Consider the following 20,075-nt stretch of genomic DNA (forward strand, 5'->3'; position numbering starts at 1 on the left):
GATGGAGGTATAACTATGTTTCTTAACCAACTAGCTGCCAATCTGGCAGCTTCCAGTATACACGGAGATGGCGAGACCCCGATTACGGGCATTCAGATCGACTCGCGCAAGGTAAGTTCAGGAGACCTGTTCATCTGTCTGCCGGGACACACCGTAGACGGGCATGATTACGCGGGTCAGGCCGCCGAGAAGGGGGCAGCCGCACTGGTTGTTGAGCGTATACTTGAAGATGTGAAGCTGCCCCAGCTGAAGGTGAAGGACTGCCGTCTCGCGATGGCGGTTCTTGGCAATGCCTTTTACCAAAAGCCGAGTTCACGTCTTCGCGTTATCGGTGTCACGGGTACCAACGGCAAGACGACAACCACCTATCTGATTGAGCAGATTCTCAAGGATCAGGGCAATAAGCCAGGACTGATCGGTACGATTCAGCGCAGATATGATGGGCAGAGCTATCCGATGTCAGGCACGACCCCCGAGTCGCTTGATCTGCAAAGTTACTTGAACGACATGGCGAATGCCGGCTGCGATTATTGTGTAATGGAAGTGTCCTCGCATGCTCTTGAGCAAGGGCGTGTTAAGGGAACACAGTTCCGTACAGCTATTTTCACGAATTTAACCCAGGATCATCTGGATTATCATAACACCATGGAAGAATACCGAGCAGCCAAAGGGCTCTTCTTCTCGCGTCTGGGTAATCAATATGATGAGAATCCCCAGGAACGCAGCTATGCGGTTCTTAATGTGGACGATGAAGCATCAGCCTATTACGCGGCCCAGACTGCCGTGGAAGTCATTACATATGGCGTGGAGAACGAGGCAGATGTTCGGGCTTCAGGCATATCCATTACCTCGCGCGGAACGTCCTTCCATGTGGACACTTTCAAGGGAAGCGCGGATATTAATCTCCGGATGGTCGGCAAATTCAATGTGTACAATGCTTTAGCTGCGATCACCGCGGCCCTGCTGGAAGACATTCCATTGGAGAAGATCAAGTCCAGCCTGGAGTCGCTACAGGGTGTGGAAGGCCGTGTTGAGGCGGTGGATGAAGGACAGGAATTCGCGGTTATTGTGGATTATGCCCATACGCCTGACGGACTTGAGAATGTGCTTCGTACCGTTAAGGAATTCGCCGAAGGCCGCGTTATTTGTGTATTTGGCTGCGGGGGAGACCGCGATAAGACGAAGCGTCCGATTATGGGTCAAATTGCTGCCAAGTATTCGGAATATGTATTTGTCACCTCGGATAATCCGAGAACCGAGAATCCGGAAGCGATACTTTCGGATATTGAACGAGGTCTGTCCGACCACGGCGTGACACGTGACCGTTATGAGCTCGTGGTGGATCGCAAGGAAGCCATTGAAAAGGCTATTGAAATGGCAAGCTCTAAAGATGTAGTATTGATTGCGGGGAAAGGCCATGAGACCTATCAGCTTATTGGGTCCCAGGTACTTGACTTTGATGATCGTATTGTTGCTAAAGAAGCCATAAGGGGTCCTCGAAAGTGATAAAAAGAAACCTAGTTCAGATTGCAGAAATGTGTGGAGGGACTCTTGTAAATGCCGGGCATGGTGCAATTGAGGCGGCCGGTGTCATTACAGATTCCCGCAAAATAACTCCAGGCTGCCTGTTCATCCCCTTGGTAGGAGAGCAGTTCGACGGCCATTCTTTTGCGGCTGAGGCTATCAGTCAAAGGGCTGCAGGTATTCTCTGGCAGAAGGATCACGGCACTCCGCCGGAAGGCCCGGTAATTCTCGTTGAGAATACCCTGGAGGCCCTGCAGCATCTCTCCAAAGCCTACCTTACCGAGACGAAAGCGCGTGTGATTGGGATCACGGGCAGCAACGGGAAGACGACGACCAAGGATATTGTTGCCTCCCTGCTGGCTACAACCTTCAAAGTTCATAAGACGAACGGGAACTTTAATAATCATATCGGGCTTCCCCTTACCGTTCTATCGATGCCTGAAGATTGTGAAATGGTCATTTTGGAAATGGGCATGAGTGCCCGCTATGAAATAGAATTGCTTTCAAAGCTTGCTGAACCTGAGACGGCCATGATCACGAATATCGGAGAGTCCCACCTGCTTCAATTAGGCTCAAGGGAAGAAATCGCCCGGGCCAAGGTGGAAATTCTTGCCGGAATGAAGCCCGGCGGGCTGCTTGTCTACAATGGGGATGAGCCTTTGATTCCTATGGTGCTGCAGGAGCCGGAGACCCAAAGACCGGAGAATTTACAGCTGTTCACTTACGGAATGAATTCCAGTAATGATGATTATCCAACCGGCATGATGTTTCAAAGTGGAGGAACTGTGTTTACCTCTTACTCAGGCCTCTCGGATACAGCCTACCGTATTCCTCTGCTCGGTGAGCATAATGTGATTAATTCACTTGGCGGCATAGCGGTGGCGAGACATTATGGAGTGACTGAAGAGAATATCTTGAAGGGTCTGGAGCAGCTTGAACTTACGAGCATGCGGATTGAAATGATCGAGGGGGTTAGCGGGATCTCTATCCTGAACGATGCGTACAACGCAAGTCCTACCTCAGTCAAGGCGGCAATCGGGGTGCTTGAGAAGATGAAAGGCTACCGGAGAAAAATTGCTGTGCTTGGTGACATGCTCGAGCTGGGTGAGCTGGAAGAGCAATACCATGAGCAAATCGGACGGTTCATTACTCTGGACAAAGTGGATCTTCTCTATACCTACGGGCCGCTCGGGTCCAAGATTGCTCAAGGCGCCACAGCGAATCTTCCGGATACGCATATCCATGCATATACTGACAAGAATGAGCTTATTCGTGCCCTTATACAAGAATTAACCCCCAAAGATGTGGTGTTGATCAAAGCCTCCCGGGGAATGAAACTGGAAGAAGTGGCACAAGCCATTACCATAGATAAGCTTCAATCCTAATAAATGATAGCGAAAGGAGGGAGATCCGTGGATTTCTCACTTGTACTTCTCACCATAGGCGTTTCCTTCATCCTCGCCGTCATTGCGGCTCCCTTATGCATACCCCTTCTGCGCAGGCTCAAATTCGGACAACAAATTAGGGGCGAGGGGCCCCAGTCCCATTTGAAAAAAGCAGGTACGCCTACGATGGGCGGCATTATTATCATGGTTGCTTTTACACTGGCCTTTATGAAATTTTCTGTGATCAATACGGACTTTTACGTCATGCTGGTAGCTACACTGGGGTTCGGTCTGGTAGGATTCCTGGATGACTATATCAAGATCGTCTTCAAGCGCTCGTTAGGGCTTACGGCAAAGCAGAAGCTGGTTGGACAGCTGCTGTTCGCGGCGATCGTATGTATCCTTCTGATCTCAAAAGGCCACAGCACAGCAATCGGGATACCGGGAACGGATTATTCCTTTGACTGGGGCGGGTTCTTCTACTATCCATTCATTGTGATTATGATGCTGGCTATTACCAATGCGGTTAACTTTACAGATGGTCTTGATGGACTGCTCTCCGGCGTTAGTGCTATTGCACTCGGGGCATATGCCGTTGTTGCCATGCAGGCGACTTCCCTGCCCGCAGCAGTATGTGCCGGAGCCATGATTGGTGCCGTACTCGGCTTCCTCGTATTCAATGCTCATCCGGCAAGGGTGTTCATGGGAGACACGGGATCGCTCGGGATTGGCGGAGCCATTTCAGCCATTGCCATCGTCACGAAGAGTGAACTGTTATTTCTGGTCATCGGCGGAATTTTTGTAATCGAAATCTTGTCCGTAGTTCTTCAGGTCGCTTCATTCAAGACCCGGGGCAAGCGTATATTCAAAATGAGTCCGATTCACCACCACTTTGAATTGTCCGGCTGGTCCGAGTGGCGTGTTGTTATTACGTTCTGGGCGGTTGGACTTGTGCTCGCAGGTATTGGACTTTATCTCAACAAGGGGTTGTAATTGCGATGAATCATCCGGAAATGTACAAAGGCCAGGAAGTTGTAGTCCTGGGTCTTGCCAAAAGTGGAGTTCAAGTAGCTAAGACCCTGCATCAAGCAGGGGCGAATGTGATTGTAAATGATAAAAAGGATAGAGAACAGTGTCCCGAGGCATCCGAACTGGAGGCTTTGGGAATTTCTGTTCTATGCGGGAGCCACCCGGAAGGACTTATCCATCCGGGTGTCTCTCTGCTGATTAAGAATCCGGGAATTCCTTATACGGTGCCTCCTGTACAGAAGGCGCTTGAGCTTGGGATTGAGGTCGTGACCGAGGTGGAAGTAGCTTATCATATTTGCGAAGCACCCATCATTGGCATTACCGGTTCGAACGGGAAGACCACGACCACTACTTGGGTAGGCAAGCTGCTAGAGGCAGCGGGTCTGCATCCGATTGTTGCCGGCAATATCGGAACTCCGCTTTGCGAGGCCGCAGCGGCTGCCAGTCCGGAAGACTGGATGGTCGTGGAGCTTAGCAGCTTCCAACTGAAAGGAACGCAGGATTTCCGTCCGGCCGTGGGCTGCCTGCTGAATGTGGCGGAGACTCATCTGGACTATCATGGCGACATGGAGGACTATGTGAACTCCAAAGCTAAGCTGTTCGCCAATCAGCTAGAGAGCGATACGGCAGTGCTTAACTTCGATGATCCGGTCTGCCGAAAGCTGGTTCCTTACGTCAAATCAAAACTTCTGCCCTTCTCGGTCACGGAGACGCTTGTAGAAGGCGTCTATCTTGATCCGCCCTATGCCGCAGATGTCCAGGACAACGAGACCAGAACGGTGATGTACCGGGATACAGAGGGGAATATTCTTGAAATTGTGAAGGTGGACGAAATTGGCCTGCCTGGCCGTTTCAATGTGGAGAATGCCCTTGCTGCCATTGCCATCTCCATTGCTGCCGGCGCGAACCCTGAGGCTCTCGCCGAACCGCTGAAATCGTTCCGCGGAGTTGAACACCGACTGGAGTATGTAGAAGTGAAGAATGGGGTTACTTATTACAATAATTCCAAGGCGACAAATTCCAAAGCTACTATAATGGCGTTGGGAGCACTGGATGCACCTATTATTCTGATTGCAGGCGGTCTTGACCGGGGCTCGGATTATATGGAATTGATTCCTTCTTTCAAAGACAAGGTTAAAGCGGTGGTCGCGATTGGCGAGACCCGGGAGAAAATTGGCCGGGTAGCCGAGCTTGCCGGATTAACCCGGATCGTGCTCGTCGATACTGGGGAAGACGCGGCCTCTGTGCTCCGCAAGGCGATTCATGAAGCTGCCGGGCTTGCCCAGGCAGGGGATATTGTACTTTTGTCTCCGGCTTGCGCAAGCTGGGACATGTTTGCTTCCTATGAAGAGCGTGGACGCATTTTTAAAGAGGCCGTGCATAACCTTTAGTAGAGGGGTGGATAAGCCCCTACTACTATTATAGTTAGAGGTGGCTTCCGCTATGAGCAAGACGCGCCATGCGCCTGATATTTGGTTGTTAGTTTGCATTCTGGCACTGCTGGCGATCGGCATGGTCATGGTATACAGTGCGGGCTCGGTACTTGCTTTTCACGATTATGGAGATTCCTTTTATTTTGTGAAAAGACAGCTGCTGTTCGCGGGACTCGGACTGATTGCCATGTTCTTCACCATGAATCTGGATTATCGCAATTTACGCAAATATTCTAAAACGATACTTATCGTATGCTTTATCCTGCTGGTCATTGTACTGATTCCGGGTGTGGGTGTCGTTCGCGGCGGAGCAAGAAGCTGGCTGGGTATCAGCTCTTTCGGTATTCAGCCCTCGGAATTTATGAAGCTTGGAATGATTCTATTCCTATCCGATTGGCTTAGCCGTGAGACGATGGACATTACTAGGTTTACGAAAGGTCTGCTCCCCCCGCTGGGATTGATTGGACTTGCGTTCGGACTGATTATGCTGCAGCCTGATCTCGGGACAGGAACCGTCATGCTGGGGGCTTCACTGCTGATTGTTTTTGCGGCCGGAGCCAGACTGAAGCATCTGTTCACACTTGCCTTGGCAGGGGCTGCAGGATTTGTCGGTCTGATCCTTGCTGCACCTTATCGTCTAAAGAGAATCACCGCTTTTCTTGATCCTTGGTCGGATCCCCTGGGAGCCGGCTATCAAATTATTCAATCTTTATATGCGATCGGTCCGGGCGGACTAGCCGGACTGGGTCTGGGTATGAGCCGTCAGAAGTATAGTTATGTGCCTGAGCCGCAGACGGATTTCATATTTTCAATACTGGCAGAGGAGCTCGGCTTTATCGGTGGTCTCCTCGTGCTGCTGCTCTTTATGATTCTGGTATGGAGAGGCATGAGAGTCGCGATGACGGTTCCCGATGCTTTCGGAAGTCTGCTGGCTGTTGGTATTATTGGAATGGTCGCAGTTCAGGTTGTAATCAATATTGGCGTTGTCATTGGTCTAATGCCAGTTACCGGCATTACGCTGCCGCTCATCAGCTACGGCGGGTCTTCGCTCACGCTGATGCTGACGGCACTAGGAATTTTGCTTAACTTATCCCGTCATTCGAGGTGAACATCATGCGAGTTGTATTAAGCGGAGGAGGCACAGGAGGACATATCTATCCTGCGCTCGCCGTCGCGAAGCAATGTGCTTCTGAGTATCCGGAAACGGAGTTCCTATATATAGGTGGACAAAAAGGGTTAGAGAGTTCCCTGGTTCCCAAAGCAGGCATTACTTTCGAAGCTATTAACATTACCGGGTTCCGCAGAAAGCTGTCTCCTGAGAATATCAAGACCGTGGTAAGGTTCCTGCGGGGTGTCAGCACATCCAAGAAACTGCTTAGAAAGTTCAAGCCCGATGTGGTCATTGGAACAGGGGGGTACGTATGCGGACCTGTCGTATATGCCGCCTCCAAGCTGGGAATCCCAAGCATCATTCATGAGCAGAATGCCATTCCGGGTCTTACGAATCGCTTCCTGAGCAAGTATGTGGATACGGTTGCGCTGAGCTTTGAAGGCATGGAGAGTGCTTTTCCCGGCGCGAAAAATATTATTTATACCGGAAATCCGCGGGCTACTACGGTCTATGAGGCAGATAAAACAAAAGGTTATTCTACTTTAGGCCTTATACCGGGAACTCCCATTGTTCTTGTAGTGGGTGGCAGCCGGGGAGCGAAGGCGATCAATGATGCCATGATTGAGATGGCACCGATGCTGAGTGGGCTGGAGCATGTCCGCTTTGTCTATGTAACCGGAGAGAGTTATTATGAGCCTACGCTGCAAGCGATCAAGGCTAAGACAGGGAACCTACCCCGTGGGCTTCAGGTTCTTCCTTATGTGCATAACATGCCGGAGGTGCTGGCCTGTACTTCACTGATTGTGAACCGTGCCGGCGCTTCCTTCCTTGCGGAGATTACCTCACTTGGCATTCCGTCCATTTTGATTCCTTCTCCCAACGTGACCAATAATCACCAGGAGAAGAATGCCAGAACGCTGGAGAGTGCCGGAGCAGCTGAAGTTATCCTGGAACAAGGATTAACCGGAGCGGCTTTGTTCACTTCGATCAAGGGGATCATGGAGGATGTCTCGAGGCAGGTATCTATGTCCACGGCTTCCCGCAGGATGGGTAAGCCGGACTCTGCTCACCTGCTGGTTGAAGAGATGCACCGGCTTACCCAGCAGCGGAGATAAAACCTCGGTCTGGGCGGGTGTCACACTCTATGTAGGGCTGACATAAGATACTCTATAATCGCGTGACAATCTACCCAGGGTGCCGAGGGATTGCTCCAGACATCTATCTTCACTTGGCTTGATCATCAATTGGCTGTGAGGGTAACGAACCAGGGAGGGAAATTAAGATGCAGCAGTGGATTTCTAAATTATCCGAGGCAGAGGTCGGCAGTATTCTGCTGAACGAGCCGATGGCCAAATATACAACATGGAAAATCGGAGGTCCCGCTGATGCGGTGATCGTGCCCGAGACGGTGCAGCAGCTTCAGCATCTTATCCGTATCCTTCATGAAGAGAAAGTTCCTTGGATGCTTGTTGGCAAAGGATCTAATATGCTCGTGTCCGATCTTGGAATCCGCGGTGCGGTGATCAAGTTCGGCAAAGGGCTTGAAGGTTCTGAGTTCCGGGGAACTGAAGTAGAAGCCGATGGGGGCACAAGCTTTGTAAGCCTAAGCATCATGGCTGGCAAAAAGGGCCTCACAGGCATGGAGTTCGCTTCAGGTATACCCGGCACGGTTGGTGGCGCGGTGTACATGAATGCCGGTGCGCACGGGTCTGATGTGTCACGCATATTCAAATCCGCTGAGATTGTACTGGAAACAGGGGAATTGGTTAGCTATAACGCGCAGCAGATGGCATTCGCTTATCGTCATTCGATTCTGCATGAGCGCAGCGGAATCGTGGTCAAAGCGGTCTTCGAGCTTACGGAGGGCGATCGCGCAGCGATTTCATCCTCAATGGCGGCCTATAAAGACCGGAGAAGACAGACACAACCGCTGCAGCAGCCGTGCGCCGGAAGCGTGTTCCGCAACCCGCCGGGAGATCACGCCGCAAGGCTGATTGAAGCAGCTGGTCTGAAAGGTTACCGGTCAGGCGGTGCCGAGGTCTCCGAAATGCATGCCAATTTCATTGTTAATACCGGGCAAGCGACAGCAGAGGACGTACTCACCCTCATGCATCATATTCAAACTGTGGTCGCCTCTAAATTCGGGGTGAACTTGGTTCCGGAAGTGTTCTGCGTGGGTGAGCGGTAAACTCGGAGGTGATACATTGGACAAATTGGTGATTGAAGGCGGGAAACCCCTATCAGGAACCATTCGTATCCATGGAGCGAAAAATGCCGCATTGCCAATCCTGGCGGCAAGCCTGCTGTCCGGAGGGAAGGTTCAGCTACGCAATGTGCCGCGTTTGCTTGACATTGATGTCATGCTGCGCATTCTGAACCGCCTGGGCTGCAGTACGATTCACAGAGGGGACACCGTGGTTGTCGATTCAAGTGGGGCGGATTCTTGTCAAGTACCGGAAGATTTAATGAAGCTGATGAGGTCTTCAATATTCCTTATGGGGCCGTTACTGGCCAAGTTTGGCGAGGTATGTGTATATCAGCCAGGCGGATGTGCGATCGGTGAACGCAAAATTGATCTTCATTTGAATGGGCTTAAAGCGCTTGGGGCCGAGATCGAAGAGAATGACGAGCAGATCTGGTGCCGGGCCAAAAAGCTGGTTGGTACGGATATTCATTTGGATTTCCCAAGCGTTGGGGCAACCGAGAACCTTATGATGGCTGCAGTACTGGCTGAAGGTACGACCATGATTACCAATGCAGCTCGTGAACCTGAAATTCAGGATCTGCAGAATTTCCTGAATCAGATGGGCGCAAGCATAATGGGGGCAGGAACGGATACCATCACGATTCGGGGAGTCCAGCAGCTTCACCCGTGCGAGTACGAGATTATTCCCGACCGCATAGTAGCTGGAACTGCGTTGATTGCCGCAGCTGCTACCCGGGGATCCGTAACCTTAACCCATTGCAATCCGGCGCACTTAATCTCACTGCTTCATGTGCTGAGGCGTGCTGGTGTTCAAATAGGGGCCTGCAATGATATAATCAATGTTAGTAGTCTGGGAAGACCTAAGGCGGTAGAGAGCATTGTAACCTCACCTTATCCTGCATTTCCTACCGATCTCCAGTCCCAGGTCATGGTACTGCTGTCCCTGGCGGACGGTAGTAGTATGATGAGGGAGACGGTGTTCGAGGGCAGGTTCAAACATGTGGATGAACTTCTGCGTATGGGCGCGGATATCTCGGTGAATTATACTTCTGCGTACATTCGGGGGGTTCCGAGATTATATGGAGCGACCGTGGAAGCTACCGACTTAAGGGCCGGCGCTGCGCTCGTTATTGCAGGGCTGTCGGCTCACGGCAAGACCATTGTCGAGCAGGTTCATCACATTGACCGGGGATATGATCGCATAGAGAATATGTTTCAGCGGCTGGGAGCCCATATGCATAGACAGACTCCCGTGCTCAAACAGCTTGATTTTGCCTGATTAATGCCAAGGTTGTCCCCTCCATCCGGAGGGGCTATCAGGCTTTATGGAGAAGTGAATATGCCAAAAGCAAATGTACCGGTCCTTAAGAAGGCCAAGCCAAAAATGAAGACAAGCCGTAAAGTTATCGCCATTTTGATTCTGCTGTTTGCTGTCTTGATGGGTGTGCTGTTCTTTCGGTCACAGATCAGTAAAATTTCTGAAATCCGCTTCACAGGAAACAGGTATACTACGGATGCCGACCTTTTGAAACAGATGGGGGTTGGCGTAGGGTCGCCATTCTTTGGCAGTAGTGAGAATGCGATACGTGATCGGCTTGCCGCCATCCCATCGATCGAGAAGGTCACTGTGGACAAGCAGTTTCCAGGCTTAATCAGCATCAAGATCAAAGAATACCGGGCAGTAGCTTATTCACTTAATAAGGATGGAAGTCTTGAGGCGTATCTGGCTAATGGAACGATTGTTCCTGCCCAGAACGGCGGAATTGCTGCCGGTAAACCGCTGCTGTCCAAATGGAAGAAGGATGATCCGAATCTGGCCAAGCTCTGTAAAGTTCTCGGGCAGATAACAGACAGTCTGACGGCAGATATATCGGAAATTATCCCGTCACCGACAGTGTCGTATCCGGATCGGATCAAGATGTATACGAGCTCGCATTTTGAGGTGATTACTGCGATTTCGCTTCTGCCTGAGAAGATCGAGGATTTGAATTCGGTTATCGATACGCAGCAGCCGGGCACGCTTACCATGCTCGAAGCGAATTCCTATTCATCCTTTGCGCCAGCAGAGGACAACACGGAGCCTCAAAAAGAGACTACTAATCAGTGACGAACAATGATAAAATATATTTTATGAGCTTGTTAGCATTCTCCCTCTTTTTTCTTATTATTTTTGTGACAGCATTATTTCGGGTCTTTGAGGCAAAACGCTGACAGGACGCGGTTCCAAGTAAATCTTGGTAATTAAAAAATTTGTAGAAAAAAGAGGGAAAGTATTAATCACGTTGAATTAAGATAGAGAGTTGATCTTAGCTCTCGTAAATAATTTTTATGATAACAGGAGGTGCCAGGGGCTTGAGCAACAATGACATCATTGTTAGTTTGGACATCGGTACATCCAAAGTTCGTGCTATTATTGGGGAAATCTCGAATGGAACCTTTAATATTATTGGGGTTGGATCTGCCGATTCGGAAGGAATCCGTAAAGGCGCGATTGTAGATATTGACCAGACTGTACAGTCTATCAAGAGTGCTGTGGATCATGCGGAACGCATGGTGGGTATTCAAATATCGGAAGTGTATGTCGGTATTTCGGGAAATCATATCGGACTCCAATCCAGCCACGGTGTAGTGGCTGTGTCGAACGAGGACCGTGAAATAGGGGAAGAAGACATTGAGCGCGTCATGAAGGCGGCTGAAGTGATAGCACTTCCTCCTGAACGGGAGATTATCGATGTAGTAGCCAAGCAGTATGTGGTAGATGGATTGGAAGGAATTCAAGATCCTCGCGGAATGATCGGAGTAAGACTCGAAGTCGAAGCTACCATTATTACCGGTGCAAAGACGGCAATACATAATCTTCTTCGCTGCGTAGAGAAAGCAGGTCTGAAAGTCACGGATCTTGTTCTTTTGTCGCTTGGTTCAGGTCAACTGGCTTTATCCAAAGATGAGAAGACTATGGGTTCTGTGCTCGTTGATATTGGTGCCGGAGCTACAACGATCGCCGTGTTTGAGAATGGGACCATCTCAGCAACATCTACGCTGCCTATTGGCGGGGAATTTATTACGAATGATATAGCTTATGGGCTTCGAACTTTAACAGATCAAGCCGAGAAAGTTAAGCTCAAATACGGCTGCGCACTTATTGAGGATGCGGCTCCTGATGTTACTTTCAAAGTAACCCGTATCGGAAGCAATGTGGATAAGGAATTTACCCAAGAGGATCTGGCTTCCATTTCGGAGCCGCGGGTACAGGAAATCTTCCACTTGATCCGTCAGGAAGTGAAACGGCTCGGTTACACTGAGCTTCCCGGGGGTTATATACTAACGGGGGGAACGGTATCCATGCCTGGGCTGCTGCAGGTGGCTCAGAACGAACTAGCCGCTTCTGTGCGGATTGCTGTTCCGGATTACATCGGAGTCAGGGACCCGGGTTTCACAAGCGGAGTTGGAATCCTGTATAATGTGATTCGTAACATTCGTATCCGCAGTACCGGGAACAAGAAGACAGTCAAGAATCCGAAGTCTGCTCCTGCTGTTCAGGAGACCGCTCCCAAGGCGGGAATTTGGGGTAGTATCAAGAATATCTTTAAAGAATTTATATAACTGGACCATTGATGGACGGGCCATCCACGCACACTGAGGGGGAGATGGAAGAGTATGTTGGAATTTGATTTTGAAATGGAGAGCATGGCTAAAATAAAAGTCATCGGAGTTGGCGGCGGAGGAAGCAACGCCGTGAACCGTATGATCGAGAACGGAGTGCAGGGTGTGGAGTTCATCACGGTGAACACCGACGCTCAGGCACTGCATCTGGCTAAGTCCGAACACAGACTTCAGATTGGGGACAAGCTGACCCGCGGTCTTGGGGCGGGCGCTAATCCGGAAGTCGGTAAGAAAGCTGCTGAAGAATCCCGTGATCTGATTGCGAACACGCTTAAAGGCGCTGATATGGTCTTCGTTACCGCTGGTATGGGCGGAGGTACAGGCACAGGTGCTGCTCCTGTGATTGCCGAGATTGCAAGAGAATGCGGAGCATTGACTGTAGGCGTGGTAACCCGCCCATTCACTTTTGAAGGACGTAAGCGTTCTTCTCATGCCGAGCTTGGAATTGAAGGACTCAAAGAGAAGGTTGATACCCTGATCGTGATTCCGAATGACCGCCTGCTTGAAATGGTGGACAAGAAGACTCCGATGCTGGAAGCATTCCGTGAAGCTGATAATGTGCTTCGCCAAGCCGTACAAGGTATCTCCGATTTGATTGCGGTTCCGGGTCTGATCAACCTCGACTTTGCCGATGTGAAGACCATTATGACAGAACGCGGTTCTGCCCTTATGGGAATTGGCCTCGCTACCGGAGAGAATCGCGCGGCTGAAGCAGCGCGCAAGGCTATTATGAGCCCACTGCTTGAGACGACAATTGAAGGAGCGAGAGGCGTGATTATGAATATCACCGGCGGTTCCAACCTCTCCCTTTATGAAGTCAATGAAGCTGCAGAAATTGTCATTTCAGCATCTGATCCTGAAGTGAACATGATCTTCGGTGCGATTATTGACGAAGATATGAAAGAAGAGATCAAAGTAACTGTAATTGCCACAGGTTTTGAGCACAAGCCTGCTCCTGCACAGCAGCCGCAGCGTAAGCCTTCGGTAGGTGCCTCGGAGCCACAGGATAACCGCACGAATAATTTGAGACCATTTGGGAATCAACCAAGTGGAGATCAACTTGATATTCCAACATTCCTGCGCAATCGCCGTAACAACGATTAGTTTAGGATAGATTTCCCCCATACATGAAGCTCGTTTGTCGCCTGGTGCGATGAACGAGCTTTTTGATTTTTATGGCCAGATAATCCCTGGAAGGTCGACAAAAAAAGTTGAACTCTGCATTCAATATTAGACAGACTTCATACATCGATCTACTTATACTGAGAACATCGATCTGCTTTAAGAGAATGGACAATTTGACCGAACGGGGGAAATCACATTTCATAATGGTAATCTCTTAAGTGTGTTGTTAGCTTTTCCATGAATGCTAGCAAATGAAGAGCTGCTCCCATGGAAATAGGCAGGTGAAGCCATGGTTGTCTATATTGATCTCATATTTCTGATGAATCTGGTCATTGACGGATGTCTCCTATGGGTGACGGCGTGGATGAGGAAGCTGAAGGTGAAGAAATGGCGTACAGCAGCCGCAGCGGCTATTGGCGCTTTATATGTGCTTATGATGTTTTTGCCCGAGCTGTCCTTCTTGTATACGTTCCTGACGAAGTTCTTAATCTCGGTTATTATGCTGTGGGTAGCGTTTGGGTTTGGAAGTCTGCAAAACTATCTCCGGAATATGGGTGCCTTTTATATCGTCAACTTCGTGGCCGCAGGGGGAATACTGGGCATTCATTATCTGCTGCAAAGCTCTGGCGAAGTATGGAGCGGCATCTGGTATACGACCACAGGGGGAGCGGGCTTTGAAATCAAGATAGGGGCCTTGTTCATTCTTGTTGTCTTTGTGATTGTTCTTCTGTGGTTCAAGTCCGTTCATTCTTCCCGGCAAAGGCAGCTTCGCTTAAATGACTATATGGGAGAAGTAACCGTTCATATTGGAGAAGTAGAGATTAGCTGTACGGGACTTGTTGATACAGGGAACCAGCTTACAGATCCGTTAACCAGGATGCCGGTTATGGTCATGGAGGCCTCCCTATGGGAGGAGTACCTTCCAGATAGCTGGGCAGGCCAGCTTTGCAGCGGTGGAGCGGACAACCTCATTATGCAGTTGAGTGAGGACAGCGGATTTCCCTGGCGTGAGAGGCTGCGCCTGGTTCCCTACAGGGGCATTAATAAGGGATCCCAATTCATGATTGCATTGAAGCCGGATAAGGTAACCGTTATAGCCGGAGATAAGAGAACATCGACCAGCAGAGTGCTTGTAGGGCTGGATGGAGGAAGACTGTCATCTGAAGGAGCCTACAAGGCTATTATTCATCCGGCACTGCTGGAGGCGACAGGAGACAGTAATGAGGCCAGTGCAGCTGCTAACGTAATATAGGAGGTTTGAGCCATGCTTGTAAAATGGAAATTGACACTTCAAATTCAGTACTATAGGCTGCTATTCCTACTCGGAATGAAAAGTGAGGAAATTTATTATATTGGCGGGAGTGAGGCGCTTCCGCCTCCTCTGACGCGCGAGGAAGAAGAATTTCTGCTGCAGAAGCTCTCCAGCGGAGATGCAGCGATCCGTGCGATGCTGATTGAGCGCAATCTGCGTCTGGTTGTATACATTGCCCGTAAATTTGAGAACACGGGAATCAATATAGAAGATCTGGTCTCTATTGGCGCCATTGGATTAATCAAAGCCGTTAATACCTTTGACCCCGAGAAAAAAATTAAGCTTGCAACCTACGCCTCGCGGTGTATCGAGAATGAGATCTTGATGTATCTGCGCCGGAACAGCAAGATCCGCTCTGAGGTATCTTTTGACGAGCCGCTTAATATCGACTGGGATGGAAATGAACTGCTGCTATCGGATGTGCTGGGTACCGAGAATGATACCATTTACCGCAATATTGAGGAGCAGGTGGATCGCAAGCTGCTGCATAAGGCGCTCGATAAGCTGAGTGACCGGGAACGCATGATTATGGAGCTTCGCTTTGGTCTGACGGATGGGGAAGAGAAGACGCAGAAGGATGTGGCCGACCTGCTTGGGATCTCACAATCTTACATTTCCCGCCTCGAAAAAAGGATCATTAAACGGCTTCGAAAAGAGTTCAATAAAATGGTGTGACCCAAAATAAAGGAATAAAAAGACATCCCTCGGAGATAATGAACATTAGTTTCACCGCAGATTAGGTAAGGCCCCTGAAAGCCTTACAGGTTTGATCTGTATCCTTGGGAGGTAAGACACGATGACACGAAACAAAGTCGAGATTTGCGGTGTAGACACTGCAAAGCTGCCTGTTCTAACGAATGCGGAAATGCGTGAATTATTCCACTCTTTACAACAAGACCACGTGCGAGCAGCAAGAGAAAAGTTAGTAAATGGGAATCTGAGACTCGTGCTCAGCGTAATCCAGCGGTTCAACAATCGGGGAGAGTACGTAGACGACTTGTTCCAGGTCGGTTGTATCGGACTAATGAAGGCTATTGATAATTTTGATTTATCGCAAAATGTAAAGTTCTCCACCTATGCGGTTCCGATGATTATCGGTGAGATCCGGCGGTATCTAAGGGATAATAATCCGATTCGGGTCTCCAGGTCCCTGCGCGACATTGCCTACAAGGCCCTTCAAATGAGGGACAGCCTAACAAACCGGAACTCACGTGAACCGACCGTACTGGAAATTTCGGAGGCTCTGAATATACCAAAAGAAGACGTTGTGTTCGCACTTGATGCGATCCAGGATCCGGTATCCTTATTTGAGCCCATCTATCATGATGGCGGGGATCCGATTTATGTCATGGATCAGATCAGCGATGATAAGAACAAGGACGTATCCTGGATCGAGGAAATCGCGCTGCGCGAAGCGATGCACAAGCTGAACCGCAGAGAGAAGATGATCCTGTCCATGCGGTTTTTTGAAGGTAAGACCCAAATGGAGGTTGCGGATGAGATTGGCATCTCACAGGCACAGGTATCCAGATTGGAGAAATCCGCTATTTTACAAATGCAAAAGCATGTGAAATCCTGACGGCCCGAAAGGGACCGTCTTTTTTTGTGCTTGATCTTATTTTTTGGAGAGGTAACTCATATATTTAACAGACAAGGGCGCAAGAATCCCTGACGGTAACTGGGGTGTATGATGTGTACAAAGGGGGAGAGGTTGCTCGTGAAAATCTCCGATTTCCAGACAAAGGATGTTATCAATGTGGTGGACGGGAAAAGGCTCGGCCAAATTAGTGATCTGGAGCTTGACCTGCGGCAGGGGCTGATTGAAGCTATCGTGGTACCAGGCTACAGTAAATTTATGGGGCTGTTCGGCGGCGGAAATGATATGGTCATTCCCTGGAGAAATATTGTCAAGATTGGCTCAGATGTTGTGCTTGTGAAGCTGGATGAAAGCCGGATACGAACACCGGAAAATGAAAATACGATCTATATTGAACGCGACAGGCATGAGGGACGCCGGAGTCTGTAGAGTGCTGCATGGGCGCCTTATATACAAATCTGATGGAAACAGGGTTAGTAAAGTTCAGAGCGTATGTTACACTGTAATCAGGAGTTATTAGGAGGATATGGGATATGGAACCGTTTGTTAGGGTAAATATAAAGGACGGAGAGCCAGAACGTCTAAGCATCCGTTCCTGGGAGGACGCTTTCGCAGAGCTGAGTGTTGGCTTTACAGGCAGAGGCGGCGGAACCGGCACCTCACCGTATGAAAGTCTTAATCTAGCTTTGCATGTAGGCGATAATCCGGATGTTGTGATTGCGAATAGGGCAAGGTTAGCGGATGCAGTTGGATTCTCCTTCGATGCATGGACCTGCGGGGAACAGGTCCATGATACCCGCGTAGGTATTGTAAAGGCGGAACACCGTGGACGGGGAAGACTGGATAGAGCCAGCAGCTTTGAGAATACAGACGGATTGGTCACCAATGTGCCGGGTGTTCTGCTTACGTCTTTTTATGCGGATTGTGTGCCGCTGTATTTCTATGATCCGGAGCATCATGCCGTAGGCCTCGCCCATGCAGGATGGAAAGGCACCGTTCAGCAGATTGCGCTGCAGATGGTCCTGAAGATGGAGTCGGAATACGGCAGCTGCCGGGATCAGATCCTGGCAGCAATCGGTCCGTCCATAGGCAGCTGCTGTTACGAAGTTGACGAGCATGTGATGGCCAAGGTTAGGGACATTGTTCCCTTACATGAACAGCTTGAGCTGGAAGCGAAGGTAACATCAGCGTCAATTAATCCTGGAAAAAGCATGCTGAACTTGAAAGAACTGAATCGAATCATTATGATAAAAGCAGGAATTTTGCCGAGTCATATCGAATGTACATCATGGTGTACAAGCTGCGCCGCCGATATATTCTTCTCTTATCGCAAGGAGAATGGGATAACCGGTCGTATGGCCAGCTGGATCGGCATGAAGGAGAGGTGATCCTTCACTTGAGTTTGAAGGAACGGATTGAATTGGTGAACACACGAATCAGACAAGCCTGTAAACGAAGTGGAAGGCAGCCTGAAGAGATTAACATAGTAGCAGTGACGAAATATGTCTCCACAGAAGCGACCCAGGCGGTGCTGGATCATGGACTGACACATATTGGCGAGAACCGCTTGCAGGTGGCAGGACCGAAATGGGAACAGCTCGGGGGCAAAGGTACGTGGCACTTCATTGGACACCTGCAGACCAACAAGGTCAAGGATGTGATCGGGAAGTTCGAATATATCCATTCCCTGGATCGTCTGTCGCTGGCGAAAGAGCTTGAGAAGAAGGCTGCGGCGGAGAACATGGTTATTAAGGCGTTTGTTCAGGTTAATATATCTGGTGAGGAGACCAAGCACGGCCTTACACCAGATGAAGTGCCTGGCTTTCTTGAAGAGATTCGAAATCTGTCACATCTTAAGGTAATCGGGCTGATGACCATGGCCCCTTTTGAAGGTGATCCGGAGGATACCAGACCTATTTTCAGAGGGCTAAGGGAGCTAAGAGATCAGCTGAATGATAAGTCGTTAACGGACGAGCCCATGGAGCATCTCTCAATGGGGATGTCGAATGATTTTGAGGTGGCGGTTGAAGAAGGGGCGACATGGCTTCGCCTCGGAACTCTATTAGTGGGGAAAGAGGAGGAGAATGAATGGGAGTCATGAATAAATTTATGAATTTCTTTGGTCTTCAGGAAGAAGAGGAAGTTGTGGAACGAGAGAAATTTCAGGAGACGGATGAACCCGAGCTTGAAACTCCAAGCTTCGACGCACGTAGAAACCAAAGGGGAGCCAATGTGGTAAGTATTCATTCCCAGAAGAATGTGAAGCTGATCTTGAATGAGCCTCGTTCCTATGATGAAGCGCAGGAGATTGCAGATCATCTGCGCTCGCACCGCGCGGTCGTGGTTAACCTGCAGCGTGTCCGTAACGATCAGGCCCTGCGTATTATCGACTTTCTGAGTGGTACGGTATATGCTCTGAGCGGTAGTATTTCCAAGATTGGCGGGAACATCTTTCTGTGCACCCCGGATACGGTTGAAATTCAGGGCTCTATTACTGAAATTCTAGCCGACGAACAAGAATATAACAGAATGAGGTGACCGGAGTTTGAGCAGCATCGATACGATTATTTATACTTTGTTTCAAATTTATACGTATATGATCATCATTTACATTCTGATGTCATGGATTCCTAATGTTAGGGAGAGCTTTGTGGGTGACCTGTTAGGGAAGCTGGTGGAGCCAGTACTTGCTCCCTTCCGCCGGTTCATTCCGCCAATTATGGGCATGATTGATATTTCTCCAATCGTAGCCTTATTTGTACTGAGGCTTGCCGTGATTGGCTTAGTCAGCGTGATTCACTATCTAACAGGAACCAGATAATGAAGAATGACATATATGAGCATTTCCGCCCGGAAGAACGGATGTTTGTGGACCGGGCTTGGGAGTGGATTGTCGGAGCCGGGGAGTATCATGAAGTGAAGTTAACCGATTTCCTCGACCCTCGTCAGTGCTTTATCCTGGAGTCTCTGGCCAGAAGGAATCTGGATGTAATCGTCAGGCAGGATGGTGGGTATGAGGGGGCTGAACGAGTTCGTTCTCTTATAGCCCCAAGCTATAGGGATTTGTCCTTTGAACCGATGAAGCTTAAGGTGCTGGCCATCTCATCGCTTGACCAAAGTCTGGAGAGCCTGGAGCACGGGGACTATATGGGTGCTCTGCTGTCTTTGGGGCTGAAACGTGACAAGATTGGAGACATTCATGTTCTTGAGGATGGCTGTAATGTCATCGTGGCCGAAGAGACTGCGGATTACCTTCGGGCGAACCTGCGCCAGGTTCACAGGGTCAATGTATATACTGAGATCAAAGAACTGAATGAACTTCGTATATCCATTCCCAATCTGGATTCCATGGTGCTAACCGTGGCTTCCTTGAGGCTTGACGGGATTGTAAGCGATGTATATCGGCTCAGCCGAAGCAAGGTCCTGATTCCCATTAAAGCTGGCCGCTGCCGAATTAATTGGAGGACAGAGGAAGACCCCTCCAAGAATCTGAAAGAAGGAGATATCGTCTCCTTGCAGGGATTCGGACGGTTCAAAGTGCTTGAACTTGACGGCGTGACGAAAAAAGGGAGATTCCGCGTGAAAATCGGGAAATTTGTGTAGAAGACAGCAGGAAATCTGCTTAACCTGTCGAATTGGAATACAGTGAATAGAGCGACAACCTGATCTTCTGCCTTTGTTGTTCAAATT

The 20,075-nt window shown here is 49.5% G+C and carries 20 protein-coding genes; all 20 read left to right on the forward strand.

All coding sequences use genetic code 11. The annotated features are described in order from the left end of the window. Positions 1 to 15: 15 nt before the first annotated feature. The 20 genes from ACEN86_RS07490 to ACEN86_RS07585 all read left to right on the forward strand — a co-directional run bounded on the left by ACEN86_RS07490 (position 16) and on the right by ACEN86_RS07585 (position 19,988). Positions 16 to 1,506, forward strand: coding sequence for a UDP-N-acetylmuramoyl-L-alanyl-D-glutamate--2,6-diaminopimelate ligase (locus tag ACEN86_RS07490; protein ID WP_495633677.1), 1,491 nt, complete (start codon positions 16 to 18; stop codon positions 1,504 to 1,506). Beyond that, on the forward strand, positions 1,506 to 2,909 hold the full coding sequence (locus ACEN86_RS07495; RefSeq protein WP_495634245.1) for a UDP-N-acetylmuramoyl-tripeptide--D-alanyl-D-alanine ligase: 1,404 nt from the start codon (positions 1,506 to 1,508) through the stop codon (positions 2,907 to 2,909). Before ACEN86_RS07490 ends, ACEN86_RS07495 begins: the two co-directional genes overlap by 1 nt. Positions 2,910 to 2,936: 27 nt before the next feature. Further along, entirely contained in the window at positions 2,937 to 3,902 is a 966-nt protein-coding gene (gene mraY, locus ACEN86_RS07500; RefSeq protein WP_495633678.1) for a phospho-N-acetylmuramoyl-pentapeptide-transferase, read from the forward strand. A gap of 5 nt (positions 3,903 to 3,907) precedes the next feature. After that, the gene (gene murD / locus ACEN86_RS07505; protein WP_495633679.1) at positions 3,908 to 5,329 is read left to right on the forward strand and encodes a UDP-N-acetylmuramoyl-L-alanine--D-glutamate ligase; all 1,422 of its coding nucleotides are present in this window, start codon (positions 3,908 to 3,910) and stop codon (positions 5,327 to 5,329) included. Between the two features lie 52 nt (positions 5,330 to 5,381). Further along, positions 5,382 to 6,479, forward strand: coding sequence for a stage V sporulation protein E (gene spoVE, locus ACEN86_RS07510; RefSeq protein ID WP_495633680.1), 1,098 nt, complete (start codon positions 5,382 to 5,384; stop codon positions 6,477 to 6,479). Positions 6,480 to 6,484: 5 nt separating this feature from the next. After that, positions 6,485 to 7,597, forward strand: a complete 1,113-nt coding sequence (gene murG / locus ACEN86_RS07515; RefSeq protein WP_495633681.1) for an undecaprenyldiphospho-muramoylpentapeptide beta-N-acetylglucosaminyltransferase — start codon at positions 6,485 to 6,487, stop codon at positions 7,595 to 7,597. A 167-nt stretch (positions 7,598 to 7,764) separates the two neighbouring features. Next, a complete protein-coding gene (gene murB, locus ACEN86_RS07520) occupies positions 7,765 to 8,670 on the forward strand; it encodes a UDP-N-acetylmuramate dehydrogenase (RefSeq protein ID WP_495633682.1) in 906 nt (301 codons plus the stop codon). A 16-nt stretch (positions 8,671 to 8,686) separates the two neighbouring features. Continuing rightward, positions 8,687 to 9,967 carry a UDP-N-acetylglucosamine 1-carboxyvinyltransferase gene (gene murA, locus ACEN86_RS07525; protein WP_495633683.1) on the forward strand — a complete coding sequence of 427 codons (1,281 nt, stop codon included), beginning with the start codon at positions 8,687 to 8,689 and terminating at the stop codon, positions 9,965 to 9,967. 60 nt (positions 9,968 to 10,027) lie between these two features. Then, positions 10,028 to 10,795, forward strand: a complete 768-nt coding sequence (locus ACEN86_RS07530; RefSeq protein WP_495633684.1) for a cell division protein FtsQ/DivIB — start codon at positions 10,028 to 10,030, stop codon at positions 10,793 to 10,795. A gap of 245 nt (positions 10,796 to 11,040) precedes the next feature. Continuing rightward, positions 11,041 to 12,291: a cell division protein FtsA gene (ftsA, locus tag ACEN86_RS07535; RefSeq protein ID WP_495633685.1), complete on the forward strand. Its 1,251-nt coding sequence runs from the start codon at positions 11,041 to 11,043 to the stop codon at positions 12,289 to 12,291. Positions 12,292 to 12,345: 54 nt separating this feature from the next. Then, complete coding sequence (ftsZ, locus tag ACEN86_RS07540) at positions 12,346 to 13,455, forward strand: cell division protein FtsZ (protein ID WP_495633686.1); 1,110 nt, start codon at positions 12,346 to 12,348, stop codon at positions 13,453 to 13,455. Positions 13,456 to 13,765: 310 nt separating this feature from the next. Next, the gene (gene spoIIGA, locus ACEN86_RS07545; RefSeq protein ID WP_495633687.1) at positions 13,766 to 14,728 is read left to right on the forward strand and encodes a sigma-E processing peptidase SpoIIGA; all 963 of its coding nucleotides are present in this window, start codon (positions 13,766 to 13,768) and stop codon (positions 14,726 to 14,728) included. A gap of 12 nt (positions 14,729 to 14,740) precedes the next feature. After that, a complete protein-coding gene (sigE, locus tag ACEN86_RS07550; RefSeq protein WP_495633688.1) occupies positions 14,741 to 15,463 on the forward strand; it encodes an RNA polymerase sporulation sigma factor SigE in 723 nt (240 codons plus the stop codon). 121 nt (positions 15,464 to 15,584) lie between these two features. Further along, on the forward strand, positions 15,585 to 16,367 hold the full coding sequence (gene sigG / locus ACEN86_RS07555) for an RNA polymerase sporulation sigma factor SigG (protein ID WP_068616382.1): 783 nt from the start codon (positions 15,585 to 15,587) through the stop codon (positions 16,365 to 16,367). 111 nt (positions 16,368 to 16,478) lie between these two features. After that, positions 16,479 to 16,814 (forward strand): YlmC/YmxH family sporulation protein, encoded by a 336-nt coding sequence (locus tag ACEN86_RS07560; RefSeq protein WP_495634246.1) that lies wholly within the window; start codon positions 16,479 to 16,481, stop codon positions 16,812 to 16,814. 104 nt (positions 16,815 to 16,918) lie between these two features. Then, positions 16,919 to 17,773 (forward strand): peptidoglycan editing factor PgeF, encoded by an 855-nt coding sequence (gene pgeF / locus ACEN86_RS07565; protein WP_495633689.1) that lies wholly within the window; start codon positions 16,919 to 16,921, stop codon positions 17,771 to 17,773. An 8-nt stretch (positions 17,774 to 17,781) separates the two neighbouring features. Next, positions 17,782 to 18,486 carry a YggS family pyridoxal phosphate-dependent enzyme gene (locus ACEN86_RS07570; RefSeq protein ID WP_495633690.1) on the forward strand — a complete coding sequence of 235 codons (705 nt, stop codon included), beginning with the start codon at positions 17,782 to 17,784 and terminating at the stop codon, positions 18,484 to 18,486. Then, positions 18,474 to 18,923: a cell division protein SepF gene (locus ACEN86_RS07575; protein WP_495633691.1), complete on the forward strand. Its 450-nt coding sequence runs from the start codon at positions 18,474 to 18,476 to the stop codon at positions 18,921 to 18,923. Before ACEN86_RS07570 ends, ACEN86_RS07575 begins: the two co-directional genes overlap by 13 nt. A 7-nt stretch (positions 18,924 to 18,930) precedes the next feature. Then, on the forward strand, positions 18,931 to 19,206 hold the full coding sequence (locus ACEN86_RS07580) for a YggT family protein (RefSeq protein WP_495633692.1): 276 nt from the start codon (positions 18,931 to 18,933) through the stop codon (positions 19,204 to 19,206). Further along, positions 19,206 to 19,988 carry a YlmH family RNA-binding protein gene (locus ACEN86_RS07585; protein WP_495633693.1) on the forward strand — a complete coding sequence of 261 codons (783 nt, stop codon included), beginning with the start codon at positions 19,206 to 19,208 and terminating at the stop codon, positions 19,986 to 19,988. Before ACEN86_RS07580 ends, ACEN86_RS07585 begins: the two co-directional genes overlap by 1 nt. The last annotated feature ends 87 nt before the right edge of the window (positions 19,989 to 20,075 follow it).

This window comes from Paenibacillus sp. Paensp111 (assembly GCF_059492195.1).